The sequence below is a fragment of the Candidatus Scalindua japonica genome (genome assembly GCF_002443295.1).
GTDB lineage: Bacteria > Planctomycetota > Brocadiia > Brocadiales > Scalinduaceae > Scalindua > Scalindua japonica.
Window position 1 is genome coordinate 1 of sequence record NZ_BAOS01000046.1, and the last position, 14,850, is coordinate 14,850.

12 protein-coding genes are annotated in these 14,850 nt (G+C 37.3%); 8 read left to right on the plus strand and 4 right to left on the minus strand.

Annotation, left to right across the window (positions count from 1 at the left end; genetic code table 11):
• The 3 genes from SCALIN_RS21005 to SCALIN_RS21015 form a co-directional block, all read left to right on the plus strand.
• Positions 1-839 (plus strand): glycosyltransferase family protein (locus tag SCALIN_RS21005; protein ID WP_203415609.1); only part of this gene is annotated, 839 nt, incomplete at its 5' end.
• A 243-nt stretch (positions 840-1,082) separates the two neighbouring features.
• Positions 1,083-1,667: an acyltransferase gene (locus tag SCALIN_RS22945; RefSeq protein WP_203415604.1), complete on the plus strand. Its 585-nt coding sequence runs from the start codon at positions 1,083-1,085 to the stop codon at positions 1,665-1,667.
• A gap of 54 nt (positions 1,668-1,721) precedes the next feature.
• Positions 1,722-5,384 carry a polysaccharide lyase family protein gene (locus tag SCALIN_RS21015; RefSeq protein ID WP_096896396.1) on the plus strand — a complete coding sequence of 1,221 codons (3,663 nt, stop codon included), beginning with the start codon at positions 1,722-1,724 and terminating at the stop codon, positions 5,382-5,384.
• Positions 5,385-5,445: 61 nt separating this feature from the next.
• Here SCALIN_RS21015 and SCALIN_RS21845 read toward each other — a convergent pair whose 3' ends face one another.
• Together SCALIN_RS21845 and SCALIN_RS21025 are read right to left on the minus strand one after the other, a co-directional pair.
• Positions 5,446-5,985 (minus strand): hypothetical protein, encoded by a 540-nt coding sequence (locus SCALIN_RS21845; RefSeq protein WP_133112136.1) that lies wholly within the window; start codon positions 5,983-5,985, stop codon positions 5,446-5,448.
• A gap of 6 nt (positions 5,986-5,991) precedes the next feature.
• The gene (locus SCALIN_RS21025) at positions 5,992-6,828 is read right to left on the minus strand and encodes a metallophosphoesterase (protein ID WP_096896398.1); all 837 of its coding nucleotides are present in this window, start codon (positions 6,826-6,828) and stop codon (positions 5,992-5,994) included.
• A gap of 176 nt (positions 6,829-7,004) precedes the next feature.
• On the opposite strand from SCALIN_RS21025, the gene rfbC reads away from it, so the two are divergent.
• From rfbC to SCALIN_RS21050, 5 genes are read left to right on the plus strand one after another with little or no spacing between them, the layout of a single operon-like run.
• A complete protein-coding gene (gene rfbC, locus SCALIN_RS21030; RefSeq protein ID WP_096896399.1) occupies positions 7,005-7,565 on the plus strand; it encodes a dTDP-4-dehydrorhamnose 3,5-epimerase in 561 nt (186 codons plus the stop codon).
• Positions 7,555-8,424, plus strand: coding sequence for a dTDP-4-dehydrorhamnose reductase (gene rfbD / locus SCALIN_RS21035; protein WP_096896400.1), 870 nt, complete (start codon positions 7,555-7,557; stop codon positions 8,422-8,424). The genes rfbC and rfbD overlap by 11 nt, the downstream gene beginning before the upstream one ends.
• A complete protein-coding gene (locus tag SCALIN_RS21040; protein WP_096896401.1) occupies positions 8,411-9,667 on the plus strand; it encodes a class I SAM-dependent methyltransferase in 1,257 nt (418 codons plus the stop codon). The genes rfbD and SCALIN_RS21040 overlap by 14 nt, the downstream gene beginning before the upstream one ends.
• Positions 9,668-9,680: 13 nt before the next feature.
• Positions 9,681-10,637, plus strand: coding sequence for a dTDP-glucose 4,6-dehydratase (locus SCALIN_RS21045; protein ID WP_096896402.1), 957 nt, complete (start codon positions 9,681-9,683; stop codon positions 10,635-10,637).
• Positions 10,638-10,639: 2 nt separating this feature from the next.
• On the plus strand, positions 10,640-11,539 hold the full coding sequence (locus tag SCALIN_RS21050; protein ID WP_096896403.1) for a glycosyltransferase family 2 protein: 900 nt from the start codon (positions 10,640-10,642) through the stop codon (positions 11,537-11,539).
• Between the two features lie 19 nt (positions 11,540-11,558).
• Here the strand turns inward: SCALIN_RS21050 and SCALIN_RS21055 are convergent, their stop codons facing one another.
• Positions 11,559-12,887 (minus strand): FAD-binding oxidoreductase, encoded by a 1,329-nt coding sequence (locus tag SCALIN_RS21055; protein WP_096896404.1) that lies wholly within the window; start codon positions 12,885-12,887, stop codon positions 11,559-11,561.
• 35 nt (positions 12,888-12,922) lie between these two features.
• Positions 12,923-14,557 (minus strand): glycosyltransferase family 39 protein, encoded by a 1,635-nt coding sequence (locus SCALIN_RS21060; protein WP_133112138.1) that lies wholly within the window; start codon positions 14,555-14,557, stop codon positions 12,923-12,925.
• Positions 14,558-14,850: the final 293 nt, after the last annotated feature.

The following is a 14,850-nucleotide window of genomic DNA, read 5'->3' on the forward strand; positions in this document are numbered from 1 at the left end:
TTGCTACTATATGCACTTTTTTCATTCTTTTGAAAGAAAAACCAGACATTCTTATTGTCCCAAACCCATCTGTAGTTTTGTCTTTCATTTCCGCGGTTTACAAATATGCTTTTAAATATTCATTAATTATTGACCTCCATACGCATTACATTAATCCTCAGGGGTTAAATGGCTTGCTTTTTCAGTCGTTAAATAGATTCTCACTAAAATGCTGCAATTTGATCATAGTAACTAATAGTTCCTATCAGGAGAAGATAAGAGACAAAACAAACAATGAAATATTCATTTTGCCGGACATGATCCCCACGTTTGACCGCAAATTCAAGAAAGTACCGCTTAAGGGTAAAGTAAATATATTGTATGTATGTACGTTTTCAGAGGATGAGCCGTGGGAAGAGGTAATTAAAGCGGGAAGTCTACTGTCTGAAGGTATTTGTGTCTATATTACAGGAAAACATAATAGATTTAATAAAGATATATTACCTTCAAATATTGAACTAACCGGCTTTTTGCCAATTGAAATGTATCAAAATATGTTGAGGTCAGTGGATGCCATCATGGTTTTGACATACGAAGAGGACAATTTATTATGTGGAGGTTATGAAGCCATTGCCGCAGAAAAACCCTTAATAATATCAAACAAGAAAGTAATAAAAAGGTTTTTTAGTAAAGGTTCTGTTTATACTGAGAATATTGCAAAAGATATAGCTGAGGCTATAATGAAAATGTTTCAACATAAGGATAAGTTAACTGAAGAGATGAAAAGTATTAAATTAATTAGAGATGAGGAATGGAAAATTCAATGGAATAATTTCTTAAATAAAATATATAGAAAGTGATGCTGGTATAGTTGGCTCGGTACATCTATTTCTCCTTTTTTGACCCGTGTTCAATCTTGCATGATTAGTGTTACTATTGTATAGTAAATGTTCTTTTATTTAAAAGATCGCGTGAAGAAACTTCTTGAAATTAACTGATTCATTTTGCTTTAAATTATATTTCAATGCCGGCCACTCAATAATTTAATATATTGTAATTCAGGTTGAATATGTATTCAGTTTACATTCAAATATTTACTATCAATGAGCGAAGAAATACAATTAATCAACAAAATCCGTTCTCAGGGGTTGTTTGAACTTATTCATAAAAGTGTAGGATATTTTAAGGGGATACTCACATCACTTATAAGGTTTCAAAAAATATCTAAGATAAGAATAATAGGCAGTATTAAAATTGTTAAAAGAAAAGGTTTGATAAGTGTTGGAGATTTTACCACTTTCTGGCCGTGCGTAAAGCTCAATTGTCAAAATAGCGCTAATAATAAAATTGCCAGGTTACAAATAGGTCATAGTTGCTCTATTGGTGACAGAACGGAGATACATTGCGGCGAAAACATTGAAATAGGTAACTACGTAATTGTAGCATGGGATTGTGTCATTATGGACCGTGATTATCATTCTTTAAATGGCACGCGGGAAATCGTAAAAACTGTTAAAATTATGGATAGAGTCTGGATTGGATGCCGTTCAATTATATTGAAAGGTGTTACCATTGGTGAAGGCTCTGTGGTTGCCGCGGGTTCTGTGGTAACTCGTGATGTGCCTCCATATACCCTTGTCGCAGGTAATCCAGCGAAGGTAATCAAAGAGGTTAAGGAATGGTGCTGAATTGATAACATACTTTTTTATTTTGAATAATTTAGAAAGGTTGGAATATTACTAATGGCTATATATCCGAAAATCATGAAAAGATCAGGGATCAGAATACTTTTAATCATCTTGGGCATTTTTATTTTTGCGGGTTATGTACAGGCGAATGAAAATATGATAAATATTGGTGGTCTGGAATTTCCGGCTGATTGCTCCCTTGTGAAAAATGAAAGGCCGCGTCTGCTGTTTCGTGGCAGAGACCTGCCTGCGTATAAGTCCAGAATCCAGGGTGTGATGAAAACGGATTATGAGCGTTTTAAGGCATACTGGGACAAAAAAATCTCTAAGAAGGACTATAAATTGTTTTCGCCGGAGCAAATGGATGGCATCTGTCTGGGGGTACTATACCAACTCAGCGGTGAACGTCGTTATGCCGATGTTATTAAGAATTCACCATTCTTTGAAAAAGGGAGTATATTCTGGTCATACCCCTTTACCCTGGATTTGATCATGGACACTCTCACCAGGGAGGAGATTACTAATCAGATAGACCGTTTCCTTGCGCTTGGTAGGCAAAATAAGTTCCGGTGGTCAACTGGTAGTGATTGCCTGTGGCCTGCTTTAGTTCTTTACGGCTCTGATCCAGATCGTGATGAAGAAATTGCAAAGTGGATTGCTCGTGGCGTGAAGGAAACCAGAAAAGTAATTCAGTCTTCAAATTACAGTGCGGACAATCGAGGTGGAGATTTTAACAGTTTTTCCTATATCGGCAACCACTCCCTGGTCCGACTTGGAGCGCATATTACTGCCATGAGCAATGCTCTTGACGAAGATACATGGCAGACAAGTACATGGATGCGTCACCTGGCCTCATACTATATCTACCATTTTATGCCATGGAGAAATAGCGTCATCCATTTTGACAACACCACCGGTCTTGTGTTTGGTCCTGTCGGAAGCTCTTTTGGCGGAGAGTATCTGCTGCACGCTGCTCCGGCACGTTACCGGGACGGGCTCTATCAATGGTGGATTAATCAATTCCTTGTCGCGGAAAACCCGAAAGCCAGAGGCTGGCGCAGAGAGTCCAGAGAGAATCAAGTCATGGCCGGCTTCTGGGGAAGGCTTCTTTTTTACGATCCTGAAATTCCCAAACGGAAGCCGAAGGACATTCCTCCCAGTCGTTTCTTTGCCACTCGTGGTATTGCTTCAATGCGTGAGAATTGGTCCAAAGATGCGACTTTTGTGCATTTCCGCGCGGGAGCGCTTGGGGGACTGGGAGACAATCGTCACAATGCGGATAATAACACCTTTACCATTTATAAAAAAGGCATCCTGGCATTGGATACTGGCGGGGCCCATTTGCTGGACATGAAAAGACTTAAATTCAACCCGTCTGCGATAACCGATTATTCTTCCAGGACGCTGGCCCATAATGGCATTCTTATCAAACACGAAAAGGAGGAGCCAGTAGCAATTGGAGGAGGATCTCTGCTACGACACTGGCCTGCCCAATGGTCTGAGAAGCGTGGTGTAAATATTACAGAAAGAAATGTTGCTAAGATTATAGCGTATGAAACATCCCCGGAATTTGACCACGTGTGCGGAGATGCTACTAATAATTATGACCCCAATGATGTGGACCTTTTCACCAGAGAAATGGTCTATGCCCGTCCCAATCTCATATTCCTGTATGACCGCGTTGACACTGCGCGTGATCTGTGTCACTCTACATTTCTTCTGCACACTGCTGATAAACCCGTGATAGATGGAAGTGAAACACCGGATCAGCGTATTCATCCCGAGGGACATTATCTCTGGGATGGAAATGTGGTTACCGTCACAGATGAAGAGATGGGTGGCAGGATGTTCTTAAAGATGTTGCTGCCCGAGACACGGGAAATACGACTGCTCGGTGGCGAGTATCACGAGTTTGAGACACCGGATGGAAAGAACCATGGACCTACAGCAGAAACTTACAAGATACCCCTGGACAGTGGGGCCATCAGGCAATCCCGGTTACTGGGAGAAGGTCTGCGTGGTTGGAGAATCGAGGTGGAAGAGAAAAACGGTGACCGTTCACAACGTTTTTTAAACGTCTTCCAGACTTGTGACGAAGGTGTTTCCAGAATGGTCCCCTGTGAACTTGTGAGTCGTGATGATATGGAAGGGGCAAAGGTGCAAATTGACGGTCGTACTGTCGAAGTGCTTTTCAACAGCAAAATGCCGTCAGGAGGAGAGATTTCCATCCGTCAGGATGGGAGAGACATCATCCAGCGAGCTCTTGCAGATAAGATCGAGGACCATTATGAACGCTGGAAGAGTCATCCCGGGTATGAGAAGTGGATGAATGATCCTTTTCTTCAATCAGTGGTGTTGGGAGATAACCCGAAACAGAGCCAATCATCAATATCTCTTTTACAGACAGCGACAAATACCGCAACCAAAGCAGAAAATACAGGTACAATTCATGACGGACAAAATATAGTCAGAGACATACTTTTTAAAGAAGATTTTGAAGATAAGAACTTTACTTCGCGAGGATGGTATGATAATACAAACTTGAGTTTAACAGTATCAGAACATGTTCCGGGAAGTAAAAGTTCTGTTGTATTCCACTTCAAAAAAAATGATAAGACGCCACAATCCGGTGGGGCAATAAGAAAGAAATTTACAGAAACTGACGAAGTTTATGTCAGCTATTTTGTCAAATACAGTTCAAACTGGGAAGGATCTAATAAGACATATCACCCACATGAGCTTTATCTATTGACAAACATTGATGATGACTGGATTGGGCCCTCTCGTACTCATTTAACAGCCTATATAGAGCAAAATGAAGGAGAGCCTCTTCTTGCTATACAGGACGCGCTGAATATTAACCAATCAAAGATAGGCGTTGATCTTACACACGTTACCGAAAACAGGGCTGTAGCAGGCTGTAATGGAGAGGGGAGCTGTTATAAGGTGGGGAGTGGCCACAACAATGTAAAACATTGGAAGGCAGGCAGTATTTATTTTAAGGATAAGCCTGGTAAAAATTACAAGAGTGATTGGCATTTTATAGAAGCTTATTTTAAATTGAATACTATATCTGGTGGAGAAGGTGTGGCAGATGGTCAGATAAAATATTGGTATGATGGCAATTTGATCATTGACCACAATGATGTCATAATGAGGACTGCGATGCATCCCGATATGAAATTCAATAAGATTCTTATCGGGCCATACATAGGTGATGGTTCTCCTGTCGATCAGACCTTCTGGATTGATAATTTAACGGTTGCAGCCTCATCTACGGGTGACACCGCCCCTCGGAATAAAATCAGTTCGGAATTACAAACTAACATGACTGAAGATGAAAGTTTGCAGGAACAGCTTGACAATCTATACCAGATTCCGGGTGTAGAATGGTTACATCAAGGTGTGGATTTGACAAAAGATACTAAAGGACCTTTTACTGTCAAGATTCGGGTGGAAGGGCTTGAAGAGGAGAAGCATTCTACCGTCTTTCCGAGAATTAGATATTATGTTGGTACCGGTAAAAGTCATGGATACTATGATATGAAATATGAAGGAGAAAATGTTTGGAGTTTTGATATTCCGGATCCGAACTGGCACAAGTACCGCGCTAATAGTATCCATTATCATGTTAAACTCTTTGATGAAGCAGGTGAGGTTGTTTCAGAGAGCCGTTGGGAAATAGAATTGATTGATTCATTTATCCAATCATATTAGCAACTATATACAATTAATTATTGGCCCCACATACACCAGGCGCAGGGGAGGAGGAGGGGGTTCATTCCAAATGAATATTATCAAGGAAAATTGTATGTTTTTTTCTGGGTTGTACCAGGAAGATGATTACCTGTTGGACGGTTGCAAGGACTATTCTTCTATTTGTTCCTGATGTGTGTAAACGGTTTAATGGAAGAGAAATATGGTTCATGCCATATTTAAGAGTACTTTCGTGGTTGTATCTATTGTGAAATGAAGGAGCGTTCTGGTCATCTATACGAATGGTAAAGAGTAGCGGTGTTTCTTCCTGGTGGTACATGTCAAAATTAAGAGTGCTGTAGCTTGACCAATCCGGATTGAACTTATTCAGCTCTACTCCGGGATAGGAAGAGGGATACAACTCCATCTTAAGGCATCTTTGACCTGACGTTGCGTGCCTGTCTGTAAGGGTGAAGAGCGATTTACATTGCCATGAGAGTGTATCGAGTGTGTCTTCTGTCTCAAAATCGTACCTAAATGGTTGCCTTGGTGAACAACTCATTAAAAGCATAGGTGGGAGTAGTAATAAAAATAACAAACGTATTAATTTGGTATTCAACATTAAATATTACTCAATAAATTCAAATAATACGACTTCTGGAGGCATGCCAAACCGAAAACGTAGATCTGATGTGCCAATGCCGCTTGTGACATATAATGATTTATTTTCGTTTCGATATAAACCGTAAATGTGTGCAACGTCAGGCTTCCTTTTAATAATCTTCCAGATAAATTCAGGGAGAAACACCTGACCTCCATGGGTATCGCCGGAAAGGACCAGGACATCCTCTGTTGCGTTTATACTATTGTACACAGAAGAGACGTGAGAGAGTACTATAGTCGGTTTGCCATTATGCATCTTATGCAGAGTTTTTAAGTCAGGCGCATAGTCCGAATTTCCTAAGCCGATAATAGAAAATTGTGTACCTCCAGCTTCGAGATCCATGCGAGCATTTCTTAAAAATTTGACTTGATGTTGTATCGGTGGGAGTGTGCTTCCTTCTGAATGACAAAACAGGCAAGACCATCTAGAGAAAGAATAATCCGCATCTCCCATTACAGCGTATACACCAAGTGGAGCGCTTAATTTTGACAGGAAGCTTATAGCGTTGTCGTAAGCCTGTTTCCCCGCATTCCATTTAACATAATCTCCCGTTAATAAAATCAAGTCGGGTTTGAGTGTGTTTAAGATTGTAAGTGTGTGTTTTATAGATAAAGACCTGTTTTCTCCGATATGTAGATCGCTAAGCTGTACTATTTTTAATTTCTTAAATGTAGATGCCAGGGCTTTATTTCTGATCTTAACTGTCTTTAAGTTAACTTTCTGTGGTTCGATGTAGAAACTGTACAATACAACCACTATCAGGCTTGTAATTGTGATTCCAATAAAAAATTTTCTCATCATTTTTAAACAACTTTTTTTGTTTTCATTTTCAAATATTCTTGATTTTTTTTACTAACTTACTATACTCACATAAATTACTTAAAGTAGTTTCCTGTCAACAAATGTTCAAACGCTATCTTTACTATTCTAAAGTCTTCGTCTCGAATATTTATATCTGAGATTATCGGAAATAATAAATGTCATTTCAATTCAAAAAACTTGCCATACCGGAAGTGATCTTAATCGAACCTGAAGTGTTTAAAGACGATCGCGGTTTTTTTATGGAAACATATAAGCTTTCTGATTTTAAAAAAACAGGCATTGATGTTGATTTTGTTCAAATATGCCATTCTCGTTCGAGTAAGAATATTTTGCGTGGATTACATTACCAATTAAATCCAAATGCTCAAGGAAAACTTGTTCGTTGTATTAAAGGTGATGTTTTTGATGTGGCCGTTGATATTCGTGAAGGCTCTCCTACTTTTGGCAAGTGGGTTGCTGAAATACTTTCTGAGGATAATAATAAAATGTTGTATATTCCTGAGGGGTTTGCTCATGGGTTTGTAGTGTTAAGTGATTGGGCAGATATGTTGTATAATATGACGAATGAATATGCCCCGGAATCAGCACGTGGAATCGCATGGGATGATGCTGGTTTGGCTATTTCATGGCCTGTCAGTAACCCTGTATTGTCTGAAAGTGACCAGAATAGTCCGGCACTTGAAAAAATAGATAACACATTTAAATATGAGAAATAAATTTTTAATAACCGGCGCAAATGGGCAATTAGCAAAAGCATTTATTTCTCAATTAACAGATGCAAAGAAGGAAGTCAGTTCATTTACTAAAGAACAGTTAGATATTTCAAATTATAACGCAGTCATCAAAATCGCGAAGGATATAAAGCCGGATTATATTATTAATTGTGCCGCATTTAATTATGTAGATGCAACCGGGGAAGAATATGATACAGCCTTTGAAATCAATACTAATGGAGTAAAAAATTTAGCGTTAAGTAGTAAAGAAATAGACGCTTTTTTAGTCCATTTTAGTACTGATTTTGTTTTTGATGGGAAGAAAGACGGTTTGTATACAGAAGAAGACCTGCCTCATCCGGTTAATCCTTATGGACAGAGTAAATTAGAAGGGGAGAGAATTCTCAAGGAGGTCGGTGCTGATTATTTATTACTCAGGACTAGTTGGGTGTTTGGGGATGGGAGACAAAATTTCTTATATAAGCTTTCTCAGTGGGCGGCTAAAGCAGATGTATTAAAAGTCACTGCAAATCATGTTTCGGTGCCTTCTTACTCAGAAGACATTGCCAGAGTCACTTTATTAGCTTTAGAAGCGAAACTTAAATGGCTTTATCATTTGTGCAATAGCGGTTATGCTTCGCGTTACGAATTAGCACGACAATATTATGAGTCTATGGGAATTGAAAAGGTTATTATACCTGTCCCTGATACTTATTTTAAAGAAAAGGTACAACGCCCTTATTTCACGGCTATGTCAAATGCAAAGATTTCTCATGATTTAAACATCACCATTCCCGATTGGAGAGATGGGGTCAATCGCTTCTGCGAGCAAATGAAGGAAGGTAAATATGCGAGATTTTAAAGAGACCACATCATGTAGAGTTTGTCGATCTGAAAATTTATTTCAATATCTTGATCTTGGAAGTCATCCATTGGCTAATTCTTATATAAAACAGAATCAAGTTAATGAGGAAGAGTTTAAAGCTCCGCTGAAGATTCTGTTGTGCGAAGAGTGCGGCCTCTCGCAACTATCTGTAGTGGTTAATCCGGAGAAAATGTTTACTCATTATTTGTATGTTAGTTCTACTCCTGAGACGTTCAGAGATCATTGTGATCAGCTGGCTGGGGATGTAAGTCAATTATTGCATCATGGTACAGATAAGTTTGTTCTGGATATTGCAAGTAATGACGGTTGTTTATTAAGAGCATTTCAAAAACAAGGGTTTAAAACATTAGGAGTGGATTCTGCGAAGAATCTGGCAAAAGAAGCTAATGAAAAAGGGATTGAAACTATTTGTGGTTTTTGGTCAACGTCTATCGCTTTAAATATAGTTGAAAGATATGGCAGGCCGTCAATTATTACCGGGCAAAATGTATTCGCGCATGTTGGCGATGTTCATGAATTTGTCAAAGCGGTTGAAATTTGTTTAGATGATAAAGGAATGTTTATTTTAGAATTTCCATATTTATTAGATTTCATTGAACGTAATCTTTTTGATACCGCTTACCATGAACATGTTTCTTACGTAGGAGTAAATCCTGTTAAATATCTTATCGAAAAATACGGACTTGAGATCATCGATATTAAACGGTTTTATAATATTCATGGAGGTACGATTAGAATAATTATGGCAAGAAAAGGGGTGTATCAAGTTTTCGATAATGTCAGGGAGGTATTAGAGCGGGAAGAAAGCTTTGGTATTAAAAACAGTGAAACCTATATCGCATTTGCTAAACGTGTGGATAAAATTAAACAAAATTTAATTGCTTTGCTTGATCAGGCGAAAGAAGAGGGACGGACTATCTGGGGATATGGGGCAAGCGCGAAAGGGAATACTCTTTTGAACTATTTTGGTATTAATAACCAATTGATAGAACGTATTATTGATGATAATCCTAAAAAATGGAAATATTTAACACCCGGTGCAAGAATACCAATTTGCGGGATTGAGGAGTTAAATTCAAAAGACAATATGGTGGATGATTTATTATTATTAGCCTGGAATTTTGGTGAAGAAATACAAAAAAGATGTATGGCTGTCGGGTATAAAGGAGATTTTATTTATCCTGTTCCGAGGCCAGAAAGAGTAAAATCTGTATCATAAAATAATTGGAGCCATGATGTCGAAAAAAGTTGTTGCGGTAACAGGCTGTTTAGGCTTTATTGGATCTCATTTCACTCGTGCTTGTTTACATAGAGGATGGAATGTCTGGGGGATCGATAAGATAACTTATGCGGCGCATGAGCACTGTTTACAAGAATTTAAAAGGTCAGACCTTTTTAAATTTACACAGGCAGATATATGTACAATGACTCATCTGTATGATATTGACGTTGTTGTTAATTTTGCGGCTGAAACACATGTAGATAATTCAATTATGGATGCCAGGCATTTTGTTCAGACAAATGTTTGTGGTGTTGAAAATTTATTGGAATTAATCAGAAGTAAGCGTAATTATGAAATGCCTTTATTGGTCCACATCAGTACAGATGAAGTATATGGAGATATTGCAGAAGGGCTTCATAGCGAAACAGATATTTTAACGCCGAGCAATCCTTATTCTGCTTCCAAAGCAGCAGCAGATTTACTGATTTTAGGTTGGCATAGAACGCACGATATTCCTTATAATATTATCCGTCCAACCAATAATTATGGTCTGGACCAGTATCCTGAGAAACTTATTCCTAAGGCGGTTAAATATTTAACATTAGGTAAGCCAATTCCAGTTCATGGGGATGGGAGTTGCCGAAGGAATTGGTTGCATGCACAAGATACAACGCAAGGGATAATGACAGTTATTGATAAGGGAGAGTGTAATACCGTCTATAATTTATCAGGTAACTGTGAATTGCCAAACAAAGAGGTTATTCAAAAGATTATCAATTATTATTTTGGCGAAGAACCATCTGATCCGGAAAAATATACAAAAACAAATTATGTTCGTATTGGGGAAGATATACGCTATTCATTAGACGATAGCAAATTGAGGAAACTGGGATTTAAGCCTGAACAAGATTTTGATGAACAGCTTAAGGCACTCGTTAAATATTATAAAGATCATTTTATTTGGTGAACATGAAATTATCAGTCATAACTCCCATTCATAATGAAACTGAATGTATCCCTCTATTCTTAGATAAAATCAAGCCTGTCTTAGATGATTTAAAAGGGATTGAGGGGTGGCAGTTGTTTTTTGTTAACGATGGAAGCACAGATAACTCTTTAGATTTACTTAAACATGCACATCTGAAAGATAATCGAATTAATGTTATTTCATTATCAAGAAATTTTGGATATCAAGCGGCGCTTTTAGCTGGACTTCAGACTGCAGATTCTGATGTATATGCAATTATAGATGTTGATTGTGAAGATCCACCGGAATTATTGAAAGTCTTTCTCCAGAAAATCAATGAAGGTAATCACCTAGCTTATGGGATACGTTCTCAGCGGCCGGAACCAAAGTACATTGTCTGGTGCCGAAAGATATTTTATAAGTTGAATATGCTGATAGCTGACAGTAATGTTTATATGTGGATGGCAGAGTACAGCATGTTTACTCGTCATCTACGTAACGCAATTTTGAAGCCACAAACAACATTTCCTTTTTTGCGTACTGAAATGGCTTATGCAGGGTATAAATCGGAAGGTATTCAATATCAACGTCAAAAACGTATAGCAGGTAAATCTCACTATAAATTTTATCAGATGGCAAGGTTTGCTATTGCGGGAATTCTGGCAGGTACTACTTTTCCTCTACGTTTTATATTATCTTTGTCTGTAGCCATTTTTTTGGTGTTTAGTGTTTTGCTGTTTTCAATTCATGATCTTTCGCTGTTAACTTTTCTAACGATAGATTTAGGTTTGTTTTATCTTTTGATTACTATTCCTCTCATAAGCATATATTTGGCTCGAACATATAAAAATGTTGTTAATAGACCTGGATTTTTTATTGACCCACAAGACACCTATATTTAATACAGAAATTACAATGTTACTAAATATTCAATCGCTTTGACTGTAATGATTGAAACTGATTTTCTTTATCTAATTTATGCTTGTAAATAATAAATTCTTCGGATTTGTTATAACTTTTTTTAAACATTTCAGCGCTCATTCTCGCATCCTTGGTTAAATATAATCTTCCGCCATAATCTGTAACTATTTCATCTAATTGATCTAAAAAAGCAAACAACTCAGAAGAAATAGGAAAATCTAATGCAAGTGTAAATCCCTCCATTGGAAAGGATATCAGGTTTGCGTTTTCTTTGCCAAAAAGTTTCAATCCAGCAAAAAAGGAACCCATTTTACTCTCATTTACTTTCCTTAATATCTTGATAATGCCATCTTTGCATGCATTCTTAGGTAAAACAAACTGATATTCAGTAAAACCTCTTTTCCCATAGATTCTGTTCCAGTTATGGATGCCATCAACGGGATAAAAAAAAGAGTCGTAGTCAACTATAGAGTCTTCTGCCTTTTTAGAATGTTTGTTATAGATGAGAACATTAATGATTTTTACGGTTAATTTATTCAGTGTGAAATCAGGAAACATAAATGGGATATTAAACCTCTTTTTTTTCTTTATTTTCAGTAGGTTTTGAGAAATATCTGATTTCTTCATATCTTTCGTTGTTGCATGCTCTCCTAACATCAAAATACCCCTTCCGGACTTCTCTCCTTTCGAAAGGCAATCTATCCAGGCGATTGAATAAGTGAAGTTATTGTACTGTTCAAACAACTCCATCATCTCGTAAATATTTCTGGCCCTGATAGTTTTCTGCTTTATATAAGCGGTTTCAATTCTTTTTAACCTTATTACCGCATTGAGAATTATTCCCGTTAGTCCCATTCCCCCACATGTGGCCAGGAATAAATGGTAATTTGCCACTCTTGAACAACGAATAATCATACCTCCGGGCAACATAATGTCCATAGATACAATATAGTCTGAAAATGAGCCCTCTTTATGATGATTTTTACCATGTACATCACTGGCTATCGCTCCACCTACCGTAATAAATTTAGTCCCTGGAGTTACAGACAAAAACCAGCCTTTTAAAATACACTTATCAATAATTTTATCTAAACTGACACCGGCATCACATTTGATAGTCCCATTATTCTCATCAAAATCATGTATGCTATTTAGACTGAGGAGAGAAATTATGTTTTTATTTAATGAAGAGTCTCCATAACTGCGGCCTGACCCCCTTGTTATGAGAGGATGCTTATCTCTTAAATGCTCTTTCAGGCCGTTATCGGTGCTGAATTTTTTAATGTCCGCGTCTATTACAGGATAATTTCCCCAACCTGATAATTTCATATAAATCTTTTAAATGGTATCAATGATGTTTTAATCTATTTAGTATCTAAGTATCTCTGAAGGGCACTTTGCCAGTAATTGTTGTTATTCAGATTTACCGGTTTCATTACTTTTACAAAAAACCAATCGGTTTCTGCATTACCCACTTCTCCAACTGTTTTTAAAACAATATTTGGATATTTTAAGCGCAAGTTGCTCTCCCAGTCATAAATGGCAAAGTCATTATTCAGGATCACATAATCAATTTCACCATTAAAGTCGCTTTTTGCCCATCTGTTGCCACGTATTGTATCAATGATTGTAACATTCACATCAGGATTGATGTATGGCCATAATTCTGTTGGCCCAACTACCGTGTAATGTTTTTCTTTATTTTTAAAAATTTCATCCATTAGTTCGATGACTGCACTCTCACTATATTTTTCCTTTATACTATAGGTAATAAATTTACCACTAAAAGCTGCCAGTAAACCCACTGCTACTATCGTTAATAAGAGGAGTAATGACCGACTCAAGTTTTTTATTCCCGGACTAGGTGTTAATTCTAACTCTTTACAAAGAATTAAGAAAAAGAATGGAACAATAGGTATAGCGTGATCTGCCCAGGGATGTGGGTCCAGCGCCAAAACTCCTATAGCAGATAAACATCCGACAGGAATACTGATGCGTGCTAATATTTTTTCTTTGGTTGAATGTCTAAAGAGAAAAACAATAAACAACACAAGAGCTAAGATTAACGCAAAAAATTCTCCTGAATTTGACAAAAAGAAATAATCGGACCACCTTCCTGTCTCTTTCTCAAATACAGGCAAGACACCATTTTTTAGAATTGAAACAACCGAATCCCCTACATCCATATTAAAATTTACAGGAATTTTAGTTGGGATTAGAGTATCCATAATGCCCTTTTGAAAAATAAAGCTAAGGGTACCGGTTAATATAAGTGAAGCATAAAATTGTTTTTTAAATTTAGATATGCTATTCCAGGAAACTATTAATTCTGTTATTAAAAATGATATCAAAAAGGCGAGGGGAACAGCAGAGGTAACATGTATTAAGCTCAAAAGAGAGATGCTCAAAATACCTGAAATGTATAATATCAAATGATTTTTCTTGGCTCCTGTTTTGATGAGGAGAAAAACTGCCAGGGTCATGATAGTTAACATTAAATCCGGGCGTAGGTTGGAAGAGCCTACTCTGATAATGTTTGTATCCGTTAAATAAAGTAACCAGCATAACAGGACAATAAACTTGTTGCCGGATATTTTTCTTAAAAGCAGATAAACCATTGTGAACAAAATAAGCATTTCAATAATACCAAATGCTTTAGCAGACCATATACCTGCCCCAAAAATTTTAAACCACCACGACATCGGTATGATTCTTACGGTCCTGCTCACATCGTAACCAAAAGAGGCCTTTACTCCATTGATATCCTGGAGTTCTTTAGCACTCTGCTGGCTTTCTCCCGGATCTGAATTTCTCGACAGGGAGAGAGCAGGATAGCTGTAAAGCCCTCCATCTACACCAAGCGGCACATAGACGTACATGACTATGATAAGCAAAATTGTGGTGATTAATGCGCCGGCACCTACCATATATACAGGTTTTTTCTCTTCTTGCAGCAGATTCTTGAATGATTTAATGAAATTATTTTTTAAATATAGCATTGAGACCGTTAATGATTCAAAATTGTTCAATTATTTAGATGGTCAATTGTCACCATTCTTATTGATAACCTGTTAATATTTATTGTTTCTTTTTTATCGTATTTCTTTTTATAATACGCAATTATCTATGAAAGTGTTGAGTGTTTACTTTCAGCTTAATAACACAATTGTGATGAATTGTCAACTTTTGACGATGTTTGTTCAAGTTTGAACGGCTTCCATTTTAATATTTTTCAGATCAGATTGTATTGTGCCGTATTATTTGCATAATCTCTTTATGTACCCGGTTAAAC